The organism is Peptoniphilus pacaensis (assembly GCF_900088125.1).
Lineage (GTDB): Bacteria > Bacillota > Clostridia > Tissierellales > Peptoniphilaceae > Aedoeadaptatus > Aedoeadaptatus pacaensis.
In genome coordinates this window covers 1,163,734-1,186,471 of sequence record NZ_FLQT01000003.1, presented here as the reverse complement: position 1 = coordinate 1,186,471, position 22,738 = coordinate 1,163,734, and the positions used below count along the sequence as shown (strand labels likewise).

At 52.8% G+C, this 22,738-nt stretch carries 22 protein-coding genes; 5 read left to right on the top strand and 17 right to left on the bottom strand.

Going from position 1 to position 22,738, the window contains the following annotated elements; all coding sequences use genetic code 11:
* Window positions 1–30: 30 nt before the first annotated feature.
* The 5 genes from smpB to BN7444_RS05600 all read right to left on the bottom strand — a co-directional run bounded on the left by smpB (window position 31) and on the right by BN7444_RS05600 (window position 6,230).
* On the bottom strand, window positions 31–495 hold the full coding sequence (gene smpB, locus BN7444_RS05620) for an SsrA-binding protein SmpB (RefSeq protein WP_068456925.1): 465 nt from the start codon (window positions 493–495) through the stop codon (window positions 31–33).
* Window positions 488–2,599: a ribonuclease R gene (gene rnr / locus BN7444_RS05615; RefSeq protein ID WP_068456920.1), complete on the bottom strand. Its 2,112-nt coding sequence runs from the start codon at window positions 2,597–2,599 to the stop codon at window positions 488–490. The genes smpB and rnr overlap by 8 nt, the downstream gene beginning before the upstream one ends.
* Before the next feature lie 15 nt (window positions 2,600–2,614).
* Window positions 2,615–3,787, bottom strand: a complete 1,173-nt coding sequence (locus BN7444_RS05610) for a D-alanine--D-alanine ligase family protein (RefSeq protein ID WP_068456916.1) — start codon at window positions 3,785–3,787, stop codon at window positions 2,615–2,617.
* 129 nt (window positions 3,788–3,916) lie between these two features.
* Entirely contained in the window at window positions 3,917–5,455 is a 1,539-nt protein-coding gene (locus tag BN7444_RS05605; RefSeq protein ID WP_135122042.1) for a UDP-N-acetylmuramoyl-tripeptide--D-alanyl-D-alanine ligase, read from the bottom strand.
* Between the two features lie 10 nt (window positions 5,456–5,465).
* A complete protein-coding gene (locus BN7444_RS05600) occupies window positions 5,466–6,230 on the bottom strand; it encodes an alpha/beta fold hydrolase (RefSeq protein ID WP_068456913.1) in 765 nt (254 codons plus the stop codon).
* Between the two features lie 192 nt (window positions 6,231–6,422).
* Between BN7444_RS05600 and BN7444_RS05595 the strand changes: the two genes are divergently transcribed.
* Genes BN7444_RS05595 through BN7444_RS05585 form a run of 3 tightly spaced genes read left to right on the top strand, consistent with a single transcriptional unit; the run spans window position 6,423 to window position 8,796 of the window.
* Window positions 6,423–7,079 (top strand): GntR family transcriptional regulator, encoded by a 657-nt coding sequence (locus BN7444_RS05595; protein WP_068456910.1) that lies wholly within the window; start codon window positions 6,423–6,425, stop codon window positions 7,077–7,079.
* A gap of 44 nt (window positions 7,080–7,123) precedes the next feature.
* Complete coding sequence (locus tag BN7444_RS05590) at window positions 7,124–8,335, top strand: GNAT family N-acetyltransferase (RefSeq protein WP_068456907.1); 1,212 nt, start codon at window positions 7,124–7,126, stop codon at window positions 8,333–8,335.
* Complete coding sequence (locus BN7444_RS05585) at window positions 8,332–8,796, top strand: dihydrofolate reductase (protein ID WP_068456904.1); 465 nt, start codon at window positions 8,332–8,334, stop codon at window positions 8,794–8,796. The genes BN7444_RS05590 and BN7444_RS05585 overlap by 4 nt, the downstream gene beginning before the upstream one ends.
* A 59-nt stretch (window positions 8,797–8,855) precedes the next feature.
* On the opposite strand, the gene BN7444_RS05580 is transcribed toward BN7444_RS05585, so the two are convergent.
* From BN7444_RS05580 to secG, 12 genes are all read right to left on the bottom strand, one after another.
* A complete protein-coding gene (locus tag BN7444_RS05580; protein WP_068456901.1) occupies window positions 8,856–9,305 on the bottom strand; it encodes a hypothetical protein in 450 nt (149 codons plus the stop codon).
* 424 nt (window positions 9,306–9,729) lie between these two features.
* Window positions 9,730–10,317 (bottom strand): rhodanese-like domain-containing protein, encoded by a 588-nt coding sequence (locus BN7444_RS05575; RefSeq protein WP_245654200.1) that lies wholly within the window; start codon window positions 10,315–10,317, stop codon window positions 9,730–9,732.
* A 202-nt stretch (window positions 10,318–10,519) separates the two neighbouring features.
* A complete protein-coding gene (locus BN7444_RS05570) occupies window positions 10,520–11,035 on the bottom strand; it encodes a rhodanese-like domain-containing protein (protein ID WP_068456898.1) in 516 nt (171 codons plus the stop codon).
* 204 nt (window positions 11,036–11,239) lie between these two features.
* The gene (locus tag BN7444_RS05565; protein WP_068456895.1) at window positions 11,240–11,605 is read right to left on the bottom strand and encodes a DUF5684 domain-containing protein; all 366 of its coding nucleotides are present in this window, start codon (window positions 11,603–11,605) and stop codon (window positions 11,240–11,242) included.
* Window positions 11,606–11,616: 11 nt separating this feature from the next.
* The gene (locus BN7444_RS05560; RefSeq protein ID WP_068456892.1) at window positions 11,617–12,972 is read right to left on the bottom strand and encodes a DNA repair protein RadA; all 1,356 of its coding nucleotides are present in this window, start codon (window positions 12,970–12,972) and stop codon (window positions 11,617–11,619) included.
* Window positions 12,962–15,403 (bottom strand): ATP-dependent Clp protease ATP-binding subunit, encoded by a 2,442-nt coding sequence (locus BN7444_RS05555; protein ID WP_068456889.1) that lies wholly within the window; start codon window positions 15,401–15,403, stop codon window positions 12,962–12,964. Before BN7444_RS05555 ends, BN7444_RS05560 begins: the two co-directional genes overlap by 11 nt.
* Window positions 15,403–16,392: a hypothetical protein gene (locus BN7444_RS05550; protein ID WP_068456886.1), complete on the bottom strand. Its 990-nt coding sequence runs from the start codon at window positions 16,390–16,392 to the stop codon at window positions 15,403–15,405. Before BN7444_RS05550 ends, BN7444_RS05555 begins: the two co-directional genes overlap by 1 nt.
* The gene (locus BN7444_RS05545) at window positions 16,385–16,897 is read right to left on the bottom strand and encodes a UvrB/UvrC motif-containing protein (protein ID WP_068456884.1); all 513 of its coding nucleotides are present in this window, start codon (window positions 16,895–16,897) and stop codon (window positions 16,385–16,387) included. Before BN7444_RS05545 ends, BN7444_RS05550 begins: the two co-directional genes overlap by 8 nt.
* Before the next feature lie 11 nt (window positions 16,898–16,908).
* Complete coding sequence (locus BN7444_RS05540) at window positions 16,909–17,364, bottom strand: CtsR family transcriptional regulator (protein WP_068456882.1); 456 nt, start codon at window positions 17,362–17,364, stop codon at window positions 16,909–16,911.
* A 128-nt stretch (window positions 17,365–17,492) separates the two neighbouring features.
* Window positions 17,493–18,287: a copper amine oxidase N-terminal domain-containing protein gene (locus BN7444_RS05535; protein ID WP_068456879.1), complete on the bottom strand. Its 795-nt coding sequence runs from the start codon at window positions 18,285–18,287 to the stop codon at window positions 17,493–17,495.
* A 124-nt stretch (window positions 18,288–18,411) separates the two neighbouring features.
* Complete coding sequence (locus tag BN7444_RS05530) at window positions 18,412–20,415, bottom strand: sodium-translocating pyrophosphatase (protein WP_068456876.1); 2,004 nt, start codon at window positions 20,413–20,415, stop codon at window positions 18,412–18,414.
* Between the two features lie 12 nt (window positions 20,416–20,427).
* On the bottom strand, window positions 20,428–20,661 hold the full coding sequence (gene secG, locus BN7444_RS05525; protein WP_068456872.1) for a preprotein translocase subunit SecG: 234 nt from the start codon (window positions 20,659–20,661) through the stop codon (window positions 20,428–20,430).
* A 155-nt stretch (window positions 20,662–20,816) separates the two neighbouring features.
* Between secG and BN7444_RS05520 the strand changes: the two genes are divergently transcribed.
* Both BN7444_RS05520 and BN7444_RS05515 read left to right on the top strand, forming a co-directional pair.
* Window positions 20,817–22,421, top strand: a complete 1,605-nt coding sequence (locus BN7444_RS05520; RefSeq protein WP_245654199.1) for a gamma-glutamyltransferase family protein — start codon at window positions 20,817–20,819, stop codon at window positions 22,419–22,421.
* Window positions 22,422–22,470: 49 nt separating this feature from the next.
* Window positions 22,471–22,677, top strand: a complete 207-nt coding sequence (locus tag BN7444_RS05515) for a hypothetical protein (protein WP_068456866.1) — start codon at window positions 22,471–22,473, stop codon at window positions 22,675–22,677.
* The last annotated feature ends 61 nt before the right edge of the window (window positions 22,678–22,738 follow it).

Below are 22,738 nucleotides of genomic sequence, written 5' to 3'. Positions count from 1 at the left end.
CTGATATCCGAAAGAAAGGAATTTTAAACATTAGCGGTCCACGTAGCGCTTGATGTCCCGCTCGATGTCCCGCTTCTTGATGGCTTCCCGCTTGTCGTGAAGCTTCTTGCCCTTGGCCTCGGCGATGGAGATTTTCACCCTGCCGCGAGTCAGGTGCACGTTTAAGGGCACGATGGTGTAGCCCTCCCGCTCCGTGGCCCTTGCCAGCTGAGCGATCTCTTTTTTGTGCATGAGGAGCTTGCGCTTTCTCAAGGGCTCCAGATTAAAGCGGTTACCCTGTTCGTAGGGCGCCACGTGCATGCCTTCGATAAAGATCTCGCCCCCTTCGATGGAGCAATAGGCTTCTTTTATGGCGACGCTGCCCTTGCGAATGCTCTTGACTTCCGTTCCCTTTAAGACGATGCCCGCCTCGTAGGTATTTTCGATATGGTATTCGTGAAAGGCCTTTTTGTTGTTGGCCAAATTGTCCGGTCCGTTGTTTTTCTTTTTAGCCACGGGCCTCCTCCTCTAATTGAAAATCGATGCGCCCCAAAATGGGATCGGCACCGGCTACGACGATGCGCATGGGATCGCCCATGTGAATGGTCTTTTTCGTTCGCTCGCCTACGGCCACGTAGTGATCCTCGTCGAAGCGGTAAAAATCGTCCATGGAGGCGTAGCCGATAAGCCCTTCCACCGTATTGTCCAGCTCGCAGAAGATGCCGAAGGACGTGATCCCCGACACTTTGGCGTCGAAACTTTCGCCGATGTGATCGGCCATGTATTGAGCCATCTTCACATCCACTACCTTGCGTTCCGCTTCCTGAGCGATTTTTTCCGTGGCGGATATGTGATCGGCGATGTCCGGGAAGGTTTTTTGGTACAGATCGATGAGCTTCGTGTCCAGGACGTGGTTTAAGTCCTGCTTAATGACCCGGTGAATGGTTAAATCCGCATAGCGGCGAATGGGCGAGGTGAAATGGGAGTAGTACTTGGCGGCGAGGCCGAAGTGGCCGCCAAGCTCCTCGCTGTAGCGGGCCTTTTGCATGCTCCTGAGCACCATGGTTTGAATCAGCGCCTCTTCGTCTTTGCCCTTGCAGGCTTGGGTCAGCTTTTGAATGTCCTTAGGATGGATGTCCTTGGTGAGATCCAAGTGGTAGCCGAAGGGACGGATCACCGCATTCAACAGGGTGAGCTTTTCGGCGTCGGGCTCTTCGTGAATCCGATAGATGAAGGGGAGCTTCTTTTTATGATAGACCTCCGAAACGGTTTCGTTGGCGAGAAGCATAAATTCCTCGATCAGATCGTTGGCGTCCCGGTGATCCGCCAGGCCGATGTGTATGGGGTGGCCGTCGGCATCCAGCTCGATGGCGGGCTCATCGAAGGAAAAATCGATATTGCCCCGCTTATCCCGCATCTTGCGGCGATTTTTTGCAATGGTATTAAGAATCGTCAGCTCTTCCGTGAGATCTTTTAGGGAATCGTCGATTCGCCCATCTTCCAAAAAGTCGCTGACATCGGCATAGACCAGGCGTCGGTCGCTGTTGATCACCGTCTCGGCGATGTGGAAATTATAGACCTTGCCCTTTTCGTCCAGCTCGAAGACCACGCTCAAGCAGAGGCGGTCCACCCCTTCGTTTAAGGAGCAGATGCCGTTGGACAGCGCCTTGGGGAGCATGGGCAGCACTTCGCTTAAAAGATAGACGCTGTTGCCCCGGTGCAGAGCTTCTCTGTCCAAAGGACTGCCCGCGCGCACGTATTCCGCCACGTCGGCGATGTGGACGCCCACTTCCCAGCGGCCCTCCTTTAAGGGGCGTACGCTGAGGGCGTCGTCGAAGTCCTTGGAATCGGCGCCGTCGATGGTGAAGGTGGTTACCTCGCGGAAATCTTCTCTCCCCGCCACGGCGGAGCGGCTTACCTTTTGAGGAATGGCGTCGGCTTCTTCCATGACATCTCTCGGAAATTCCAGATCCAGGCCCATGGCGTAGGCGATGGAGAGGATGTCCACGTTTTTATCGTCGGGATAGCCCAGGACCTCCACGATTTTTCCCTCGGCCTTTTTATTGGGCTCGGGGAATTTTTCAATGTCCACGACGACTTTTTGGCCGTCTTCGGCGCCGTTTTTCCATTTCTTCGGAATGAAAATGTCGTCGGGGATTCGCTTGTCGTCGGGAATGACGAAGCCGAAGCGCATTGCGTCGTCGTAAATGCCGACGATGCGGTGATTTGCCCGCTCGAGAACGGTGACGACCCTGCCTTCGTCCCCCTTGTCCGGATCCTTGGAGGGAATCTTTTCCACCAGTACCCGGTCTTTGTTCATGGCGGAGTTCACCTTGGTGCGGTGGATGTATAAATCCTCCCCGTCCTCGTCGTCGGGAACGAAAAAGCCGAAGCCCTTGTCGTTGCCCTCGAAGGTGCCGGTGAGAAGGCCGTCGCGAAGGCTGACGTGGTAATTTTTATCCTCGTCCCGGTAGAGGGTGCCGTCTTTTACCATGTCCTTTAAAAGGGCTTTCATTTCCTTTTGCAGATTGTCGTTGACGGCCAGTGCCCGGAAAATTTCCCGTTTGCTCAGTCCGTCGGTTTTTTCCAGGGCTTCCAATACCCGGTCTCGAATGGTCATAATGCCTCCTTTGGCCTACAGCTTGCTTCCGTAGGTGGTTTTCGTAAATAAATTGGATTCGTAGCTGAAGGTGGTGTCCTTCCTTTCCCTCGCCCGCATTTCACCCAACTCGATGACTCTGTCCAATAGGCTCGCAAAGGAAATGCCTACAGGCTCCCAGAGATAAAAGCCCATGGAGCCGGGCAGGGTGTTGATTTCGTTGACGACGGGGCCGGCTTCCGTGACGAGAAAATCGATTCGCGCCGTGCCGCAGGCGTCGACGGCGGTGAAGGCTTCTTTCGCCAGGTCCTCGATTTTTTTCTTTAAGTCCTCGTCTACATTGGCAGGGCAGTTGCGGGCATTCTTTCCCTTGCTCGGGCCGGATTTTTTGCCGCCGCCCACGTATTTATCTTCGAAGCTCAAGAGATCTTTCCAGCCCACGGGCTCTTCCAGAGCCGATGCGATCACATCGCCTGCATAGCCCAGAACGGCGCAGTTGATCTCCCGAGGATTTTCCGCCGCCTTTTCCACCAAAATCTTGCGGTCGTAGCTTGCGGCGAGGTCCATGGCATCGTCCAGATCCGCGGGATCTTTTACCTTGGTAATGCCGATGGATGAGCCCAGGTTCACGGGCTTCACGAAGACGGGATAGCCCAGGGCCTCAATTTCGCTTTTCACTTTTTCTTTTTCTTCCCGCCACTCACGGCGATAGAAACAGATTCCTTCCATCACGGGAATGTCGTGGGCGCGGAAGACGTCTTTCATGATTTTTTTGTCCATGCCTACGGCGGCGGATAAGGTGGAGCAGCCGATGTAGGGGATGTCCATGGTGTCGAAGTAGCCTTGAATGGAGCCGTCTTCGCCGAAGGTGCCGTGAAGGGCCACGAAGGCCATGTCCACGTCGGCATAGACTTCTTCTTTCAAGCCGCCTTTGGAAAAGAGGCCGCCCTTGTCTTCCACTTGCTTGTAAATTTTGCCGTCTGCTCCGGCTTTAAAGTACACTTCAAAGGCGTCGTCGAAATTCCCTTCCTTGAAGGTTTTGAAATTGGACAGGCCTTCGCCGCCGAGAAACTTTCCGTCCTTGGTTATGTAGACGGGCACGGCCTCGTATTTGGATTTATCTAAATTTTCGATTACTTGCATGCCGGTAATGACGCTGACTTCGTGTTCCACACTGCGTCCGCCGAAAAATACAGCGATTGTTTTCATATAAACGTCTCCCTTCGTTTCGTTCTTTTTTTATTCTATCATAGACGGCGGCGGGAATAATAAAGAACCGTTAAGATTCCGTAAAAAAGACGAAAGAAAAAACGGCCCGAAAGCCGCTTTCTCATGAAATTATTCGTCGTAAGAGTCGGGCAGGTCGTTTTCGAAGAGCACCACGTCGCCGACGACGGCCACATGGCCCAAGGAGGCCGTGGCTTCGTCCAAGTTCTTGGTCACGATCATCTTGTCTTCACTAAAGCCCGCGTCCATCAGGCCCTTTTGAATGGGCGCCGTGCGCTTTTTGCCCACGAGAATGGCCACGTCGCACACCTTGGCGATTTCCTTGCCCAGTTTATAATTCTCTTCCTCTTCCATATCGCCTAATTCCACCATGCCCGGCGTGACGATAATCTTCTTGCCCTTTTCGAATTGGCTCAATACGTCCAGGGCCGCCCGAGCGCCCACGGGATTGGAGTTAAAGGCGTCGTCGATGACGATGATCCCCGTGCCGCCGTCGACGATGTTCAGGCGATGTTCCACCGGTTCCACCTTGCCGATGCCCCTAGCCACGGCCTCAGGCTCCATGCCCAGCACGTAGCCCACGCTTGCGGCAGCGAGGAGATTGGAGATATTGTGTTTGCCTAAAAGCTTGGTTTCCGCCTTTACCTCGCCCTTGTCCTTAAAGCCCAGGGTAAAGGAACTGCCCCGCTCGTGGACGGCGATGTCCTTGGCGTAGACGTCGAGCTTGTCGATCTCTTCCATGCCGTAGCGGATGGTGCGCTTTTTCGTCTTGTCCGCCAAGGGCTTCACGTAGTCGTTGTCGTAATTGAAAATGGCGATGTCGTCATCGGCCAAGGCCTCGATAAGCTCGTACTTGGTCTTTTGAATGTTTTCGATGGTCTTAAACAGATGCATGTGGGTGGGCCCGATGGCGGTGATGATCCCGATGGAGGGCTGTACCAGCTCCGCCACTTCGGCGATTTCCCCGGGCTCCTTGGCCCCCAGCTCGGCGAGGAAGATCTCGTCTTTTTCGTCCAACTCGTTGTTAATGACCTTAGAAAGGCCCATGGGGGTGTTGTAAGAAGAGGGCGTGTTTTGCACGACAAAGGCCTCTTCCAACACCGTGGACGTAATAAATTTCGTGGAGGTCTTGCCGAAACTCCCTGTAATCCCCACGACCTGCAGGCCCTTTTCCTTTAGGTCACGCACCTTTTTTTGTGCCGAATCGTAAAAGCCCTGATTGATTTTCATTTCCCTGGGATAATTGATGCGATTGGCGTAAATCAATACCACGTATTGGAAATAGTAAATCCCCACGCAGAGAAGGGCAAAGACCATCACCGCCAAGGTAGGCGATATGCCATACGCTGCCACGGCGGCGACGAGGGCCACGGCGAGCAGAATGCGGTTCAATCGGCAGTGGGTGCCGAAGAGGCGCTTCGCCCGATCCGTCATCACCAAAAGCGTCTTTTCCGAGGTAGGCGCGTAGCGGAAGGCTTTAATCTTTTCCTTATTCGCCGCGAGCCACGCTTTGTATTCCCCTTCGTTGTAGCCTTCCAGCTGAAGCATGTGCAGGGGATAGAGAGCCCGCTTATTAAAAACTTTATACAGACTCATACTTAACGCCAGATAAATGGCCAGAAAAAACACGAATGAAACCGAATGATACATGGATATCTCCTTATAAAAATGAACGCAGCACGGCATCGAATTGGCCGTAGGCATCTAAGTAACTGTAGTGGCCGCCCTTTAACACGACCAGGCCCGCTTCGGGAATTTTTTCCTCGAATACCTTGGCCATATAAAGAGGCGTGGCGTCGTCTTCGTCGCCCCAAATCAATAGGGTATCCGCCTGAATCCGCGGGAAGTATTCTTCCGTAGATTCGTTCACCACCTTGACAAAGACCTTGCGCATCACTCCGTCCGCCGCTCTGTAGTCGTCGGAGCCGAATTTCTTGTAAAAGCGCGCCATGGCCTTTTCCGTGTCCTGCCAGAAAAACAGGAGCTTGTACATATTTTTGAGGAATTTAAAGGTGTAGACCTTTCGATAATAGGAAAAAGAACGCTTGGGCAGCACGCCGGATGCGTCCACCAAAACCAATTTATCCACCATTTCGGGATATAGGGCGGCGAAGACGCTCAAGGTCTTTCCGCCGAAAGAATGGCCGATGCAGGTGGCGCGGCTCACGCCGTAGTGGTCGTAAATCTTTTTTAACAGCGCCACGTAATCGTCGCCGCCGATGACCTCGTCGGGCTCGTCGCTATCCCCGTGGCCCAAGCTGTCGTAGGCGATGACCCGGTAGCGGTCACGCAAGCTGTTGACGATGGGCATGACCGATTCGATATTCGCGCCCCAGCCGTGAAGGACAAAGGCCACGTCCTCGCCCTCGCCGGTATCGACGACGGCGATTTTTTTCCCGTCGATTAAGATAAATTCTTTCTCCATGACTTCCCCCTTAAAAAGTAATTATACCATAGGCGCCCCGCTACGCCGACATTTCGGATGTATTTTGACGGCGAAAAAAGAATTTGTCTATTTTATAAAAGAGGTTTTGTATACAGTTGTGAAAATTGTAGACATTGTTTTTTCCTAATGTTATGATTGTATTCAAAGAAAGTCTCTTAAGGAGGTTACGTGATGGAATTTTTGTCTTTAAAAGACCACGTCTATAATTTTATCGCCGAACAAATTCGTCTCGGCAAACTTAATTCAAACGAAAAAGTAAACGAACAGGATATTTGTCAGCAATTAAATATTTCCCGCACGCCTGTCAGAGAAGCCTTGATTCAATTGGCCGCCGACGGCTTTTTGGACTCCGCTCCCCGCCGCGGCTTTCGGGTCAAGCCCCTGACCAAGAAGGAAGGGGAAGATATTTACCGCATTCTGGCGCCTTTGGACGCCTTAGCTGCGGAGCTGGCCGCCCACAATTTAACCAAGGAAGATCTGAAGTCAATGGACGACTTGGTGGAGCTTATGGATTTCCACATCGACCGCAACCAATTCGACGAGTATTTCGTCCTGCAAGAGCGCTTCCACGACATCTACATCGAGAAGTCCAATAACGAAACTCTGATCAAGACCATCGACCGCCTTCAACGGCGCTTTATTCGCCAAGGCCAAGAATTGGACGACAACGATGCGCTGCAAAAGCTCTTACACGAAACCAATAAGCAGCACTCCCACATTACGGATCTCTTCCGGGAAAACAAAATTGAAGAACTGAAAGATTTTCTCGCCCACACCCATTGGACCTATCACTTTTCGGAAGTGGGTCAGACGGCGACGGATGACTAAGTAAAATACAGGGGGTGACCTCTGTATTTTTTTTGGAGGTTGATATGACCATTTACATGAACACCATCACCTACGGCTCTCCTGCCCACGATCGGGCCATCGCCATGAGAAAGCACATTCTCTTTAATCCCTACGACGAAGCCTTCGACGAGGCGAGAAAAACCTGGGACAGGGACAAAATCATCTACGGCCTCTTCGACGACGAGGATTTAATCGGCGTCATGGTCACGGAAAAAACCGACGAAGGCATCCACCTATCGGAAATCATCGTGGACTACGACAAGCGGCGCCAAGGCTTGGGCAGACAGATGCTGAGCTTCTTGGAGACCCGTTTGGAAAAAGACGCGCTAATCACCGCCCAAGGCCCCCTCTCCGCCCGTGCCTTTTACGAACAATGCGGCTTCGCGCCGAAATCCAAATACCGCACCACTAACGACCGCATGGAATTGGATTACGAAAAGAAAGTGACGGGCAAGGAAAAAAATGCCATTCCCTTTTTCGAACATCGGCAAAATTTGCCCATCTTTTTCTACACCGTGGACTCGAAAGATTTCGAGCTCATCCCCGTCATTCGCAACCACTTCCCCAAGGAGCATCTCTTCGTCGTAGACCTTCTGCGCGACGAGCCCCGTTGGCTGGATCTGGCAAAGGAAACGAAGCGGCGCTCGGCGAAATATTCCATCATCGCCCCCCATCTCTACGGCAGTCGCAACTTCCGTCCCCTGGACGACTTCGATCTGCCGGAAAAATGTGCAGCGGAGGCCGATCGCCTGAGTAAGAGCAAGACCGTGCTGCTCCTCGGCACGGAAGCGGAATTTTCCACCAACGCCTATCGGGCGGCCTTTGATTCGCAAAACGCCTCCCTCTCCACGGTACAACTGCCCTTGGAAGAGGAAGATTTCCGCGGCGGCCACCATTTGGACGCGGATTTCTACAACACCTTCGCCGAAAAAATCGACGAATTAAAGGATACGCCCTTCGATACCCTGGCCGTGGTGGACGGATCCTTCTCTACTCAGGCCGACGCCATGGAAAAATTTTTGGAACACAGCCTCGTACGGAATTTAAACAAGATCGACGTCTTCGATCTATTGATCACGGGCCTGCGCAAAGATCTCCTGGACAAAAATCTCCTGCGCCACGACGCCACGCCGGGGGTGCTTAAAATCTTTTCCGAAACGCCGGCTCGGGCGCGAGCGGAATTGAAACGCCTCCACCCCGCCGAAATGAGCGCCGATGTGGAGACCATTCGATGATTCTCCTCGTCCTCGCCGACTTGGACGATGCCATTGCTAAAGACGGCAAGCAGATCACCTTCATTCCCGAAGACCTGGCCCGCTTTAAGGCCCGCACCACGGGACAGGTGATCCTTATGGGCAGAAAGACCTTGGACGATGCGGGCAAGCTTCCCAATCGCATTACCGGCGTCATGACGCGGCAAAATTTGCCCGACGAAGACGAGCTCTTCTACTTCTCCTCGGAAGAGGAGCTGGACGAAAAGCTCCGGGCCTACGAGGGCAAAGAGATCTATCTCGTCGGCGGCGCGGGCATTATAAAAAGCCTCTTTCACCGCGTGAAGGAGGCCTACATTACCCGGGTGAACCTTCATTCCGGCGGCGATGTGAAGATCCCCTCCCTGAAAGAAGATTTCGAGCTGGTGGCAACCACGTCTATTACCGAGGACGCCACGGAGGAACATTGGATCCGAAAGAAATAGTAAAAGGCAGAGAACCTATTCGTTCCCTGCCTTTTTATTTTGCTGTTGATTTAATTCAATCACTTGTCCTGAATCATATCCCGATAAACGAAAAACAGATCGAAAACAATCAGAAGGAAAACAAGACAGGCAAGGGTCAATATCATATCCGGACTTAAATCAATTCGTTCCAAACCGACGCCTCCGCCTTCATAACCTATACAGCCATAGAAGAAGACAACACCAATCGTCGTCTTTACAAGGGAGAAAAGATTATACAGGTATATGAAAGAAAACTCACCCTTCTCAAGAACGCCTTTAAGAAGAAAATGTAGATTACGAAATGCGAACCCTGCAATTAGCAATATAATAGAGAAAAATATTTGATCCACAATGTTGCGTGCATCAATATGGCCCACGAATACATCCTTAAACATCGAGACGATCACCAGCGCGGATAAGGCGAACCATATGTAATAAAAAATTTTCGTGAACGTGGAATATCTTCCGAGAGTTTTCCTTTCTACCATCATTTCCTCCTGTAACTTCAATGGTCAATCCGAGATGTCTAAATTGTATTTCACATTTAGACAACATAGCTACGTTCCTTAGCGTTTTCATCCATGCTGCACATGGGGCAGCCTTCTTGCTACCGGAATTCTCGGCCACTGCACCGATTCATAAAATCAATTCCTTTTCTCATAATCGATTATAGCACTGTAGCATGGAAAAGAAAATCCTACACATTGATATTTTTTATGAAATTGTTCCGACAATCAACATAAAATTATCTGTAATCAATGGTCGCAGCAAAAGAATTTGTGATTTTCTTTGCATTCATTATACCCCCCCCCGACAATTTTTCAATACTTTACGGGCAACAATTGATTGGGACGCAAGACTTTCGCACGCAAAAAGAGCCGGCTCCTGCCGACTCTTTCTAACTTTTAGGATTTAGTTATCGCTTTCGATGGGGTAGCCTGCTTCTAACCAAGCGCCGATGCCGCCGGGTTGACGAATAATGTGGGTGTAGCCTGCTTCTTCAGCGATTAAAGCGCCGACGTGGGAGCGTTCGCAACCGACGAAACCGCAGTAGAGAACGATGGTCTTGTTCTTGTCGTCGCCGAGCAATTTAAGGAATGCTTCTTTTTGTTCCGGTTTTACTTCGTCCATGGTAACGGGAAGTTCTGCATTGACAGCGCCGGGGATACGATTGGCTTTGTAAGATTTTTCGGGCATGGTGTCGACGATAATCATGTCTTGTTTTTCGTCGATCATCTTCTTCAGGCCTTCGGTGTCGACCATTTCATACTTGCCTTCTTCGGCAGCTTTGACGAGCTTCATGGAAGCTTTTTCGATTTCGATTTCGCTACCGTCTCTTGCGGTACCGGGAAGATCTTTCATTTCTACCTTCGGCGGTTCTTTGGCTTCGTTGCCGCCGTTGTTGTTGGCTTTGGCTTCATTGTTTCCGCCACCGCCGGCACAGCCTACTAAAAGGGCTGCGGACAGTGCAGTAATGGTGAACAGCTTTCCTAATTTCATAAAAATACCTCCTTGTATTAATTTAAGAATACCTGATTATTATCAGCTTGTAAATCGCTTTCCCATTGTTTTTTCTAATGGTATTTCTTGCTCTATTTGTTTTTTCTATGCACTCTTCTTCGTCTCGATTCATCCGAAAAACGAAACACAAAAGCCCCCATTCGTCGTCGAATAAGGGCTGTGATTCGTTATTTCTCTTCGCTTATTTGCTTTCGGCTTTATATCCCGCTTCGAGCCAAGCGTCGATTCCGCCGGGATGGCGCAAGACATGGGTGAAGCCTTCTTCTTTGGCGATTAAGGCACCTACATGGGAGCGATAGCAGCTGACACGGCCGCAGTAGATGACGACGGGCTTGTCCTTGTCGTCGCCCAGGGCCTTGACGAAGGCCCCACGACGCTCGGGATCCACATCCTCCATGGTGCCGGGGAGCACCGCGCCGAGGGCGCCGGGAATATGATTCTTGTCATAGGAATCTTCGGGCATGGTGTCGATAATAACCATGTCTTCTCCCGCGTCCAATCTCTTTTTAATGTCTTCTGTGGAAATCAGATCGTAGCCGCCGCTCGCCACGTCTCTGACCAAATTCAAGGCCGCTTCTTCCGCCGCAAGCTCGCTGTGGGGCTTCACATCGGGGGCGACGCTGCAGCATCCGCCGCCGCCACCCATAAGCGTAAAAGTGGAAAGGGCGGACAGTTTCATTAATTTCGAAAGTTTCATAGACAACTCCTTTTTGTTTTAAATGAGCTCTTCCATTCATCATAGATACCCAAAAAGAGGACCGGGGTCTATTGATTTATCCTTCGGTTCCAAAAGCCATATTACTATCTTCTATTCCATAAAAAAACGACACCGAAGTGTCGCTTCTTTGTCGGCTCTGGTGTCCGCACATTAGGTAAGCCGTCGCCCCATAGGGGCTACACTTTAATAATTTCTCGCCGGTCCGTGATACTCGTTGCTACCGAAGGCGGGAAAGAGCATGATGAAGGGAAAGAAGATGGCTAGAACGGACAGGAGTGTGTTGCACTCGAAGTATTTCATCATTTTGTAGGTAAGAACGGCGCCGTAAATGGCGTTCACTCCCGGAATAATAAAGAGCAGAGTATACCAGTAGCTGTCGAAGACGATTTTCGACGCTACGGCCAAGTTTACAATGGGAATAATGGCGAGGATGCCTGCGTATCCCGCCTTGGAGAAAAACTTCCACCAGGCGATGGCGACGATAATACCGATACCGGCAAAGAGTGCCGTGTTCGACGATGAGCTTGCAATTTGATCCATATTGTTCATGTTTTCATCCTTTATTTTAAAAGATCTTTGATCACGTCGGACAGGAGCCGGCGCTCTCTTAAGGTAATGCCTTCGATTTTTTTGTCGGCGGTGAGGTGCGGCGTGTAAATGGTCTTAAAGCCCATGCGCACGGCCTCTTTAATGCGGGAAGTCATGGCGGGCACTTGTTTCAGCTCGCCGGTGAGGCCCACGTCGCCGATAAATAAGGTGCCCGAGGGGATAGGGCGATTGGTCACCGCCGATGCGATGGAAAGGAGTGTGCCTAAATTGGCGGCGCCTTCTTTTAACCTTAGATTCCCCGTGGTCTTTACCACCACGTTTTTGTCGTAGAGGCCCATGCCTCCCCGCTCTTCCAAAATGGAGAGGAGCACGCCCAGCTGTTCTCTGCGCAAACATTCGGAGATACGCTGGGGATAGGGGGTGAAGCTTTTGGAGACCAGGCTTTCGATTTCCACGATCATGCTCCTCGTGCCTTCCCGCACGATGCACATGGCGCTGCCCGGCACTTCGCTCCCCGCCGCCCGCTCCGTCATAAAGTGGGCGGAGGGATTGTCGATGGAGATCATGCCCGCCTCGGTCATTTTGAAAAAGCCCATTTCTCCCGTGGAGCCGAAGCGATTTTTCGTCGCTTGAAGGATGCGCAGCTCGTCCTGCATTTCGTGGTCGATGAAAAGCACCGTGTCCACTAAATGCTCCAATGCCCGCACGCCGGCCAGGGAATCCTGCTTCGTGAGCTGGCCCACGATAAAGACGGCTTTGGGACTTTTCGGATTTTTCGCCAAGTCCACCAGGCGATTGGCGCACTCCATGGTTTGGGTTGGGGTGCCGGCACGGGCGGGAAATTCCTCCAAGGTAAAGGTCTGAATACTGTCGAGAATAATGATGTCGGCGTCCACGTCGTCGATCCAGTGGCACACATCGTCCATGGAGGTGCCGGAGTAGATCCAGATATTGTCGGCGATGGCGGGGGCGATGCGCTCCGCCCGCATTTTAATTTGGCTCTCGCTCTCTTCCCCCGAGGCGTAGAGCACCCGGTGGCCGTCTTGTGCCAAGGCGTTTGCGATTTGAAAGAGGATGGTGGATTTCCCGGCACCGGGCTTCGCCGCCAGTATGCTCACCCCGTCTTCCACGATGCCGCCGCCCATGACTCGATCGAATTCCTCCATGCCGCTTTTGAGCCGCCGCTTGGATTCGCCGGAAACTTCTTTCAGCCGTTGGGCCGGCCGATACGCCGTCATGCGCCCAACCGATTTCTTCTCTTCCCCCACCTCTTCAAAGGTGTTCCAATCTCCGCAGTTGGGGCATTTGCTGAAGTAGCCCGCGCTTTTGTAGCCGCAGCTCGTGCAGCGATAGGCCTTATGCTTCATTGCCCACGGTCTCCGCTATTTTTTCTTCTTCAAAGCTCAGTCCTTCCCCTTCCACATCCACGTGGATGGCTCTTTCCTTGTGCACGTGGCCGGAAAGGATTTCGTCGGCCAGGCGGTCTTCGATGTTTTTACGAATGGAGCGCACCAAGGGGCGGGCGCCGTATTCTTCGTCGAAGCCTTCCTTGCCGATGTAATCCACCACGGCGTCGGTAAAGGTGATGGTGAAGTCGTTGTCTTCCAGTCGGGTCTTCAAATCCCGAAGCATAAGCTCCACAATTTCCTTCACCTGTTCTTTTTCCAAATACTTAAAGACGATGATTTCGTCGATGCGGTTTAAAAATTCCGGGCGGAAAGTTTCTTTCAGGCGACCCTGAATGGTTTCCACCATTTTGTCGTAGCCCTTCACGTTGCCTTCGTCCGGCGCGCCGAATCCCATGGTGTTTTGCTTTTTCAAAAGGGTGGCGCCCACATTGCTGGTCATGATCAGTACCGTGTTTTTGAAGTCCACGGTGCGGCCCTGACCGTCGGTAAGGCGGCCGTCGTCCAAGATCTGAAGCAGAATGTTAAACACGTCGGGATGGGCCTTTTCGATTTCGTCGAAGAGCACGACGGAGTAGGGCTTTCTGCGCACGGCTTCCGTGAGCTGGCCGCCCTCGTCGTAGCCAACATAGCCCGGAGGCGAGCCCACCAATCGGGAGACGGTGTGCTTTTCCATATACTCGCTCATATCCACGCGAATCATGGCGCTTTCGTCGCCGAAGAGGGATTTCGCCAAACTCTTGGCCAGATAGGTCTTGCCCACACCGGTGGGGCCCACGAAGATAAAGCTGCCGATGGGTTTGTCGGCGCTCTTTAGGCCCACCCGCGCCCGCTTAATGGCGCGGGAGACGGCTTCCACCGCCTGAGGCTGGCCGATGACTTGGCCGTTTAATTCGTCTTCCAAATGGACCAGCCGCTCGCTCTCTTCCGCATTCATGGTGGTCACGGGCACGCCGCTCCACTTGCTGACGATTTCTGCGATCTCTTCTTCGTCCACGGTCATGTTTTGGACCCGCTTTTCCTTGTCCCAATGCTTCTTTTCATCGTCCAAGGCTTCCCGAACTCTCTTTTCTTCGTCGCGGACCTTGGCCGCTTCTTCGAAGTTTTGGGAATTCACCGCTTCTTCCTTTTCCTTGGAGAGCTTCTTCAGCTCGTCTTCCAGTTCCTTTAAGGCGTTGGGGCTGTTGAAATTTTCCACCCGCAGCTTGCTCGCCGCCTCGTCGATAAGGTCGATGGCCTTGTCGGGCAGGAAGCGGTCGTTAATATAGCGGTGGGACAGCTCCGCCGCCGCCACCAAGGCCTCGTCGGTAATCTTCACATTGTGATGGGCCTCGTACTTGTCCCGAATGCCCTTTAAGATCAAAATCGTATCTTCCACCGAGGGCTCTTCCACCATAATGGGCATGAGCCGACGCTCGAAGGCCGTGTCCTTTTCGATATGCTTGCGGTACTCGTCGATGGTGGTGGCGCCGATAATCTGCAACTCGCCCTTGGTAAGGGAGGGCTTCAAAATATTGGAGGCGTCCATGGCCCCTTCCGCGCCGCCGGCTCCGATGACCACGTGGATTTCGTCGATAAAGAGAATCACGTCTTCCCTATCTTCCACTTCGGCGATGACGTCTTTCAGCCGCTCTTCGAAATCGCCGCGGTACTTGGCCCCGGCGATAAGGGCAGAGACGTCCAAGGTGTAGATCTCCTTGTCCTTAATGATTTCCGGCACATTGCCTTCCACGATGCGCTGAGCCAGCCCCTCGGCGATGGCGGTCTTGCCCACGCCGGGCTCGCCGATTAAGACGGGATTGTTTTTCGTGCGGCGCACCAAAACTTGGATGATGCGCTCGATTTCATCCTTCCTGCCGATGACCGGATCGATCTTGCCCTGGCGTGCCCTGTCGTTCAGATTATATCCGAACTCTTCCAAGGCGCTTTCGATTTCGTCGCCTTCCTCGCCGCCGTCTACTTTGCGAATGGCGGCGTAAATGCTTCGCTCCAACATGGCAATGTCGATGCCCAGATTTCTTAAAGCCAAGACGGCCACGCCCTTGCCCTCCCGCAAAATCGCCAGAAGCAAATGCTCCGTGCCGATGTAATTGTGGCCCAGCTCGTTGGCGATCTCGAGAGCCAGCTCGAAGATCTTTTTCGTCCGAGGGGTGTAGGTGAGGGATGTAACCTTCGAATCTTCCGGGGACACGATTTCCGCGATGCCGTCCTTCGCCCGCTCGTAATCGATCCCTACCTGACCCAGAATGGAGGATGCCCCTCCCGGTTCCTTTAAAATGCCGAGCAAAATGTGCTCGCTTCCTATATATGAATGGCCCTGGGCTCTGGCTTCCGACTGGGCGAAAACCATGGCCCGCTGACTTTTTTCGGTAAATTTTCCGAACATTGCCATTAAAAAACCTCCTTTATAAATTGACGCACCTTGTTGGCGCGGTAAATATTGCTGCTCCTGTCGTCGAGAAAGCTTTCCCGCTCCATTTGCAAATGGGCCTTGCCCATGTGAATCACCGCATCGTAGAGATCGAAGTCCCGCATAGGTTTCAATACGGACAGATCGATCCCCAGCTTCATGTGGCTCAGATGAAGCATGGTCTCTTCGAAAGTAATGATGCGGGCGTTGCGCAGTATGCCGTAGCTGCGCCGTGCCATGTCCTCCAGCTCGATAAGGTGATCCAGATACATTTCCTTGCGCTTAATTCGCTCCAGAGCCGCCACTTCCTGTGAAATGGACTTGGCCCGCTTTAAAAAATCCTCTTCGCTGAGACCCAGGGTGCGCTCGTTGGAAAGCTGATACATATGGCCCACGATTTTCGAGCCTTCTCCGCGCATGCCCCTCAGGACGAAGCCCATGCGGGTCACGGAGCGCTCGATTTTGTCCATGCCCAAGGTGTCCAGAGCAGGCAGGTGCAGCATGCAGCCGGCTCTTAAGCCCGTGCCCACATTGCTGGGGCAGGCCGTTAAATAGCCCAGCTCCTCGTCGAAAGACACGGGGAGCTTCTCCTCGAAAAAGCGCGCCAAGCTCGCCACGGTCTCGTACTCTTCGTCTAAGTGAAATCCCTTGTCCATGGCCTGAATCCGCAGGTGATCCTCTTCCATCATCATAACGGACAGATGCTCCTTGCCGAGAAAGTAAGCGCCCCTGTCTCTGTTTTTCAAGAGAGCTGCGCTGATTAAATTTTCTTCCAAATCGTAGAGATTCTTCAAAGACCCGTCTTTTAAATCGTAAAGGGTCCACAAATCGTCGTGCTCGTGAAGTGCGCCTATGATTTTCTCCCGCAGCTCCTTGGCCTGATCCTGCGTCATGGCGCCGGGATAGGGATAACCCTGAATATTTCTCGCCAAACGGATGCGGGATGTGAGTAGAATTTGATCCTTATCCATGGCGCTCTTCCTTCAATGCCTTGATCTCGTCCCGCAAAAGAGCGGCGTCCTCGTAGCGCTCGTCGGCCACGGCGGCCTCCAGCCGATCCTTCAGTGCCTGCTCCTTCTCCGACGCCTCCCGGTCCCGCTTAAAGGCCTCGGGCATGGCGCCTACGTGGCGATCCGCCCCCTGCATGCGAGGCAGGAGGGCATTCAGCTCTTCGGCGAAGGTATTGTAGCAATTGTCGCAGCCGAACATGCCCGTCTTGCGAAACTCCTTTAAGCTGCGGCCGCAGACGGGGCAGGTCCTGCCTTCTTCTGCATCCTCGTCCTTGCCGTGAAACAGAGAGAGCAGCTCCTGAATCATGGGCTGAATATCCAAGGGCGGAATTTGTGACGAGGGAAATTGCTTGGCCAAAAATTCCTGAAAGCAGGCGGGACACACCTGCATTTGTTTCGTGTCGTTGCCTTCCACTATGGTGTAGCTGATCTTCGCTTCATTTTCATGACAGTGTTCACAAAGCATGGCGCACCTCCTTAAGAAAAGATCCCGAGCAAAATATTTTGCAACAGATCCGCCCGCACGGCGTTGCGCTTATCCGACGCACCGGCCAGGGAGCGATCGGACAGGGCGATGCCCAAGAGTCGGTGCTCGTTTTCCGTTATATATTCCGCCTCCAGAAGGGTGTCCAAAATCTGATTGGCCTTGGACTGGGTGATGCTTTCCCCTACGGCTTCCGTAAGCTGCTCGTAGAAATGAGCGTCGTCTTTGATTTCCACCTGAACGATGCGAATAAAGCCACCGCCTCCCCTTCGGGACTCCACAAAAAAGCCTTGCACCGGCGTAAAGCGAGTGGTGAGGACGTAGTTGATTTGGCTGGGAGCACAATTAAAATGCTCCGCCAAAACATTTCTCTTTATTTCGATCTGCCCTTCCCTTTCGATTAAAAGGGCCCGCAGATAATCTTCGATGTGATTGCTAAGACGTGCCATGATTGCCTCCTATCTGATTTCAGTATACGTTTAAAGTCAAAGAATGTCAACATCAGAAAGCACGCCCTCTTTTTTCTATATGAACCGAATTCAGAACATAAAAACACCCTCCTAAGAGGGCGTTTCGTTTACTTGTTCAGCTCAGGATCTCGTACCCACACATCGTTCACCACGTCGTATTTATAAAAGATGCCCTTGTTTAAATCCAGGCGGTAGCGGGCGACGGTTACGATGTGATCCGGATGATCCTCGATTACATCGTAGGCGTAGATATGTTTCTTTATCAAAGCATCGCTGCCCTCATGAGAGCAGTCGATTAATTTAAAGGGCGGCTTCTTATATTCCGCAGGCAATTTGCTGTACATCCATGCACCGGCAATTTCCTCGTCGGTCTTCGCCACCTTCCCCTCGATGGACACCGTATAGGTCTTTCCGTCCCAGGAGATTTTTTGGTCGAAGAGCTCCACCACGGCCCGAAGAGGAATAAAGGCCCTGTCTTCTTTAATGACCGGCGCAACCTCCAAGGGCAGCTTCTTCCCTTTCTCTAGGAGAGTCGCTATCTCTTTCATCTGAAAATCCAACTTCGTCGACATATCGTAAGCCGACGCCACGTCTTTTTCATTCAACACGACGACGTTCTTCTCTGTCGGCTTCAGGTAAATGGCTTGCTCCGGTTTGTTCGTATCGAAATTCATCTTCGTCAAAAGGATGTCGCGGCTTTCCTCGTCCCACAACACTTGATAGTCCAGGGCCTCGGCCACGAAGCGCAGAGGAACCATGGTGCGATCGGAGGAAATAAAGGCAGCGGGCTTCGACACCACCGACTTTCCGTTTACCTTCAGCTTCACATTTCTTTGGGCAAAGGCCATAGACGGCAGAGCCAACAGGGCCAGAGCCAGGGCCAGCACATTTCTCTTTTTCATCTTACACCTCTTTCTATGTACCGAAATTCATGCTTGTTTTCAATATACCCTTCACGGCCTTTTTCCACACAAAAAAACAACTCGCCGAAGCGAGTTGCTCTATAATTTGATCGAGTTGGATCGACTACATAAAGATGCCGCCGAATTGAACAAAGAGGGGCGCGAAGACCAAGGATACCACCGTAATCAATTTGATTAAGATGTTCAAGCTCGGTCCGGACGTGTCCTTAAAGGGGTCGCCGACGGTGTCACCGGTAACGGCCGCTTTGTGTGCTTCGGAACCTTTGCCTCCGTGAGCGCCGCCTTCGATATATTTCTTTGCATTGTCCCAAGCGCCGCCGGCATTACTCATAAAGATTGCCATTAAGACGCCGGTGACCAGTGCACCTGCCTGCAAGCCGCCTAATGCTTCCGTGCCTAAGCAGAAGCCGACGACCAAGGGAACGACCACGGCGATGACGCCGGGTACGATCATTTCTCTTAATGCGGCGGTGGTGGAGATGTCTACGCATTTTGCGTATTCCGGGGTAGCCGTCCCTTCCATAATGCCGGGGATGGCTTTAAATTGACGACGTACTTCTTCGATCATAGCCGTAGCCGCATTCCCTACCGCGCTCATGGTTAAAGCGGAGAAGGCGAAGGGCAGCATGCCGCCGATGAAGGTCCCTGCGATGACGCCGGGCTTGGAAATATCGATGCCGGCGAGGCCGGTGGCGTGAATGTAGGATACGAACAGAGAGAGTGCCGTTAAAGCTGCGGAACCGATGGCGAAGCCCTTACCGATAGCTGCCGTGGTGTTGCCGACGGCGTCCAGGGAGTCGGTAATATCGCGGACTTCTTCGGGAAGTTCGCACATTTCGGCGATACCGCCGGCATTGTCGGCGATGGGGCCGTAAGCGTCTACGGCAATGGTGGATGCCGTGGTAGCCAGCATACCTACCGCTGCCAATGCGATGCTGTATAAGCCGATGGTGGCATTTTCGTGGCCGCCGCCCAAGGAGTAAGCTGCAATGATGCCGATGGCCAATACGATGATCGGGCCGACGGTGGACATCATGCCCACGGAAAGACCGGCGATAATATTCGTCGACGCACCGGTTTCAGATTCGTGTGCGATCCGTTGAACGGGCTTGTATTCGGCTGCCGTGTAGTATTCGGTGATTTTGGAAATAATCAAGCCGACGCAGACGCCGATAATAACGGGCCAGAAGACGGACAGGCTGTCGAAAATTTTATTCGCCAAGACGCCTGCCACGATAATGGTAATAATCGATGCCACATAGGTACCGATGTTTAATGCTTTTTGCGGATTCTTGTCGCCTTTAACGAAGAACATGGAGATAATCGACGCCACGATGCCGACGGCGGCGATGGAAAGGCCGTATTGAATGCCCTTGTCTTCGAATGCGACGAAGCCCAAGGTGATGACGGAAAGTAATGCACCGACATAGGATTCGAATAAGTCGGCGCCCATGCCTGCCACGTCACCTACGTTATCGCCTACGTTGTCGGCGATGACGGCGGGGTTTCTCGGGTCGTCTTCCGGAATACCCGCTTCCACTTTACCGACCAAGTCGGCACCGACGTCAGCCGCTTTGGTATAGATACCGCCGCCGACACGGGCGAAGAGAGCGATGGAAGATGCCCCTAAGGAGAAGCCGGTGATGATGCTTGCATCGCCGAACCAAAGGTAGAAGACGGAAATCCCGAAAATACCCAAGCCGACGACGACAAGACCCATAACGGCACCGCCGGAGAAAGCGATGTCCAGGGCTTTTCCCATGCCGTGGCTATGGGCGGCTTGTGCCGTGCGAACATTGGCTTTGGTTGCCGTGTTCATGCCGATATAGCCGGCGGCAACGGAAAATGCCGCGCCGACGACGAAGCACACGGCGGTGCGCCAGTCGATGGCGAAAAATAAAACTGCGGCCAAAACGACGACAAAGACGACGAGCGCCTTGTACTCCCGTTGTAAAAAGGCCATGGCTCCCTCGTGGATATAGCCGGAGATTTCTTTCATCCGTTCATTACCCGGGTCTTGCTTTCCTACATAGGAAGATTTCATCAGACCGAATAAAATAGCTATAACGCCGATAACGGGAGCAATGAATAAAATATTATAATCCATGATTCCTCCTGGTTATTTCGTAAATGCGATCAGTAAAATAATCGAAATAAAAAAGACGACCGACGAAACGACGGTAATGCGTTTAAGCATGTCCTTGCGGCTCGTCCCGCGATTCGAACCCCATTCCGACGACGGGGAGCTACCGTCCAAGGTTCCCAAACCCACTTGATTGGATTCCTGTGCTACGACGGCGCAAATAATTGCAATCGCCGATAATGCGACGATGACGCTGAAAAAAGTAGTCAAACTAACACCTCCTCGATCCAAACTATCTATCAATAACATTACTATCCTAACATAATCCATTCTCCATTGCAATTAAAACCGCCCCTTGAAAGGCTTGTTTTACGCATTTATCTGGTCAAAAGACGATAAAAAGATTATACTCCTCTTAAAGGAGCGTGAGACCATTGTACCCCAAGTATCCCTATTCATCAAAGAGAAGCATGACCTACGGCCGTGCCATGGCCCTGGCATCCAATCCCGCGGCTGCGGCAGCTGGAAGAAAAATTTTAGAAGCCGGCGGCAACGCCGTGGATGGCGCCGTCGCCATGGCGGCGGCACAGACGGTGGTCGAGCCCACTTCCAACGGCCTGGGGAGCGATCTCTTCGCCATTATCTCCGCCGGCGGCAAACTTTACGGCTACAACGGCAGCGGCAAAAGCCCCGCCGCCCTCTCCCTCGCCGCCGTCAAGGAGAGAGGCCATACCTCCATGCCCCTTTACGGCATCGAATCCGTGGGTGTGCCGGGAGCCGTGCGGGCATGGGCGGACATTCACAAGAAACACGGCCGCCTCCCCTTTAAGGATGTCCTCGCCCCGGCTATTGAATACGCCGAGAAAGGCTACGTCCTCTCCCCCACCGTGGCGCGGCTTTGGGCCATGGAGCTTGAAAAAAGAAAGGCCAATACCGCGACCGTCTACGACGGCTTTTGGGCTACCTTTTCTGAAAAAGGCAAGGCGCCCGAGGCGGGAGACATCATCCGCCTGCCCCATCACGCCCGCACCTTAAGAGCCATCGCCGAAGACGGCGGCAAAAGTTTTTACGAAGGGGCCATCGCGGAAAAAATCGATACATTTATGAAGGCCCACGGCGGCTTTATGCGGGCGGAGGATTTAAAAAACCACGAGACCTTGGAGGTAGAGCCCCTCTCCGCCACCTTCCGCGGCACGGAAGTGTGGGAGCTTCCCCCAAACGGCCAGGGCATTACCGTACTTATGGCCCTGAAAATTCTGAGCCGGTTCGATTTAAAGGCCGACGATCCGGAATCGATCCACTACACGGCGGAGGCCATTAAGCGGGCCATGACCGACGGCGCCCATTACATCGCCGATCCCGACTACATGGAGCTCACGACGGAAGATCTCCTTTCCGACGCCTACGCCAAAAAATGTGGCGAGGCCTTCGGCGAAAAGGCTCAAGCCATGACCTACGGCAATCCCCTGGACCGCTCCACCGTCTACTTCTGCATCGGCGATGAGGACGGCAATATGGTGTCCATGATCCAATCCAATTACGAGGGCTTCGGCGCCGGCATCGTCGTGCCGGAAACGGGGATCTCTCTGAACAATCGCCTGCTTAATTTCTCCATGGAAGAGGGCCGTGCCAATACCCTGGCGGGAGGCAAACGCCCCTACCACACGATTATCCCGGGCTTTTTGACCCGCGGCGGAAAGCCCTACGGCGCCTTCGGCGTCATGGGCGGCTTTATGCAGCCCCAGGGCCACGTACAGACCCTGCTGCAGCTCTTGGCTTACGGCAGAAATCCCCAGTCCGCCTTGGACGCGCCCCGATTTATGTGGACCGGGGACAAGAGAATCGAAATGGAGGCGGATTTCGATCCCGCCATCATTCAATCCATGAAGGAACGGGGCCACGAGGTGCACATTCCCGAACACGATTTGGACATGGGCCGGGGCCAATACCTTCTGTACGACGAAGAGCGAAAGATTTATATGGGCGGCACGGAAAAGCGATGCGACGGCACCATCTGCGTGGCGGAATAGCTTGACGGCGATTTCCTCCTCTGCCATAATAAATCCAGAGGTGATATGATTGAAGCATTTAAAACGCGCCCTGCTCGTGGCTGCGCTGGTGTTTGTCCTTCAAATCATTGCCACTGTCGTCGTCTCTTATCAAAACCACGGCAGCTGGCAATTCAGCGACTATTACACGAAGCCCGTGAACTTAATTCTTCTCGGCATGTTCTTCGTCTCGACATTCTTGTCCGGACTGAACAAAGACCAAATGGGAAAAAAATAAAACCGGAGACAGTGCACTGACCCCCAAAAGTTGGACCAAGAAATCCAACCTTTGGGGGTCT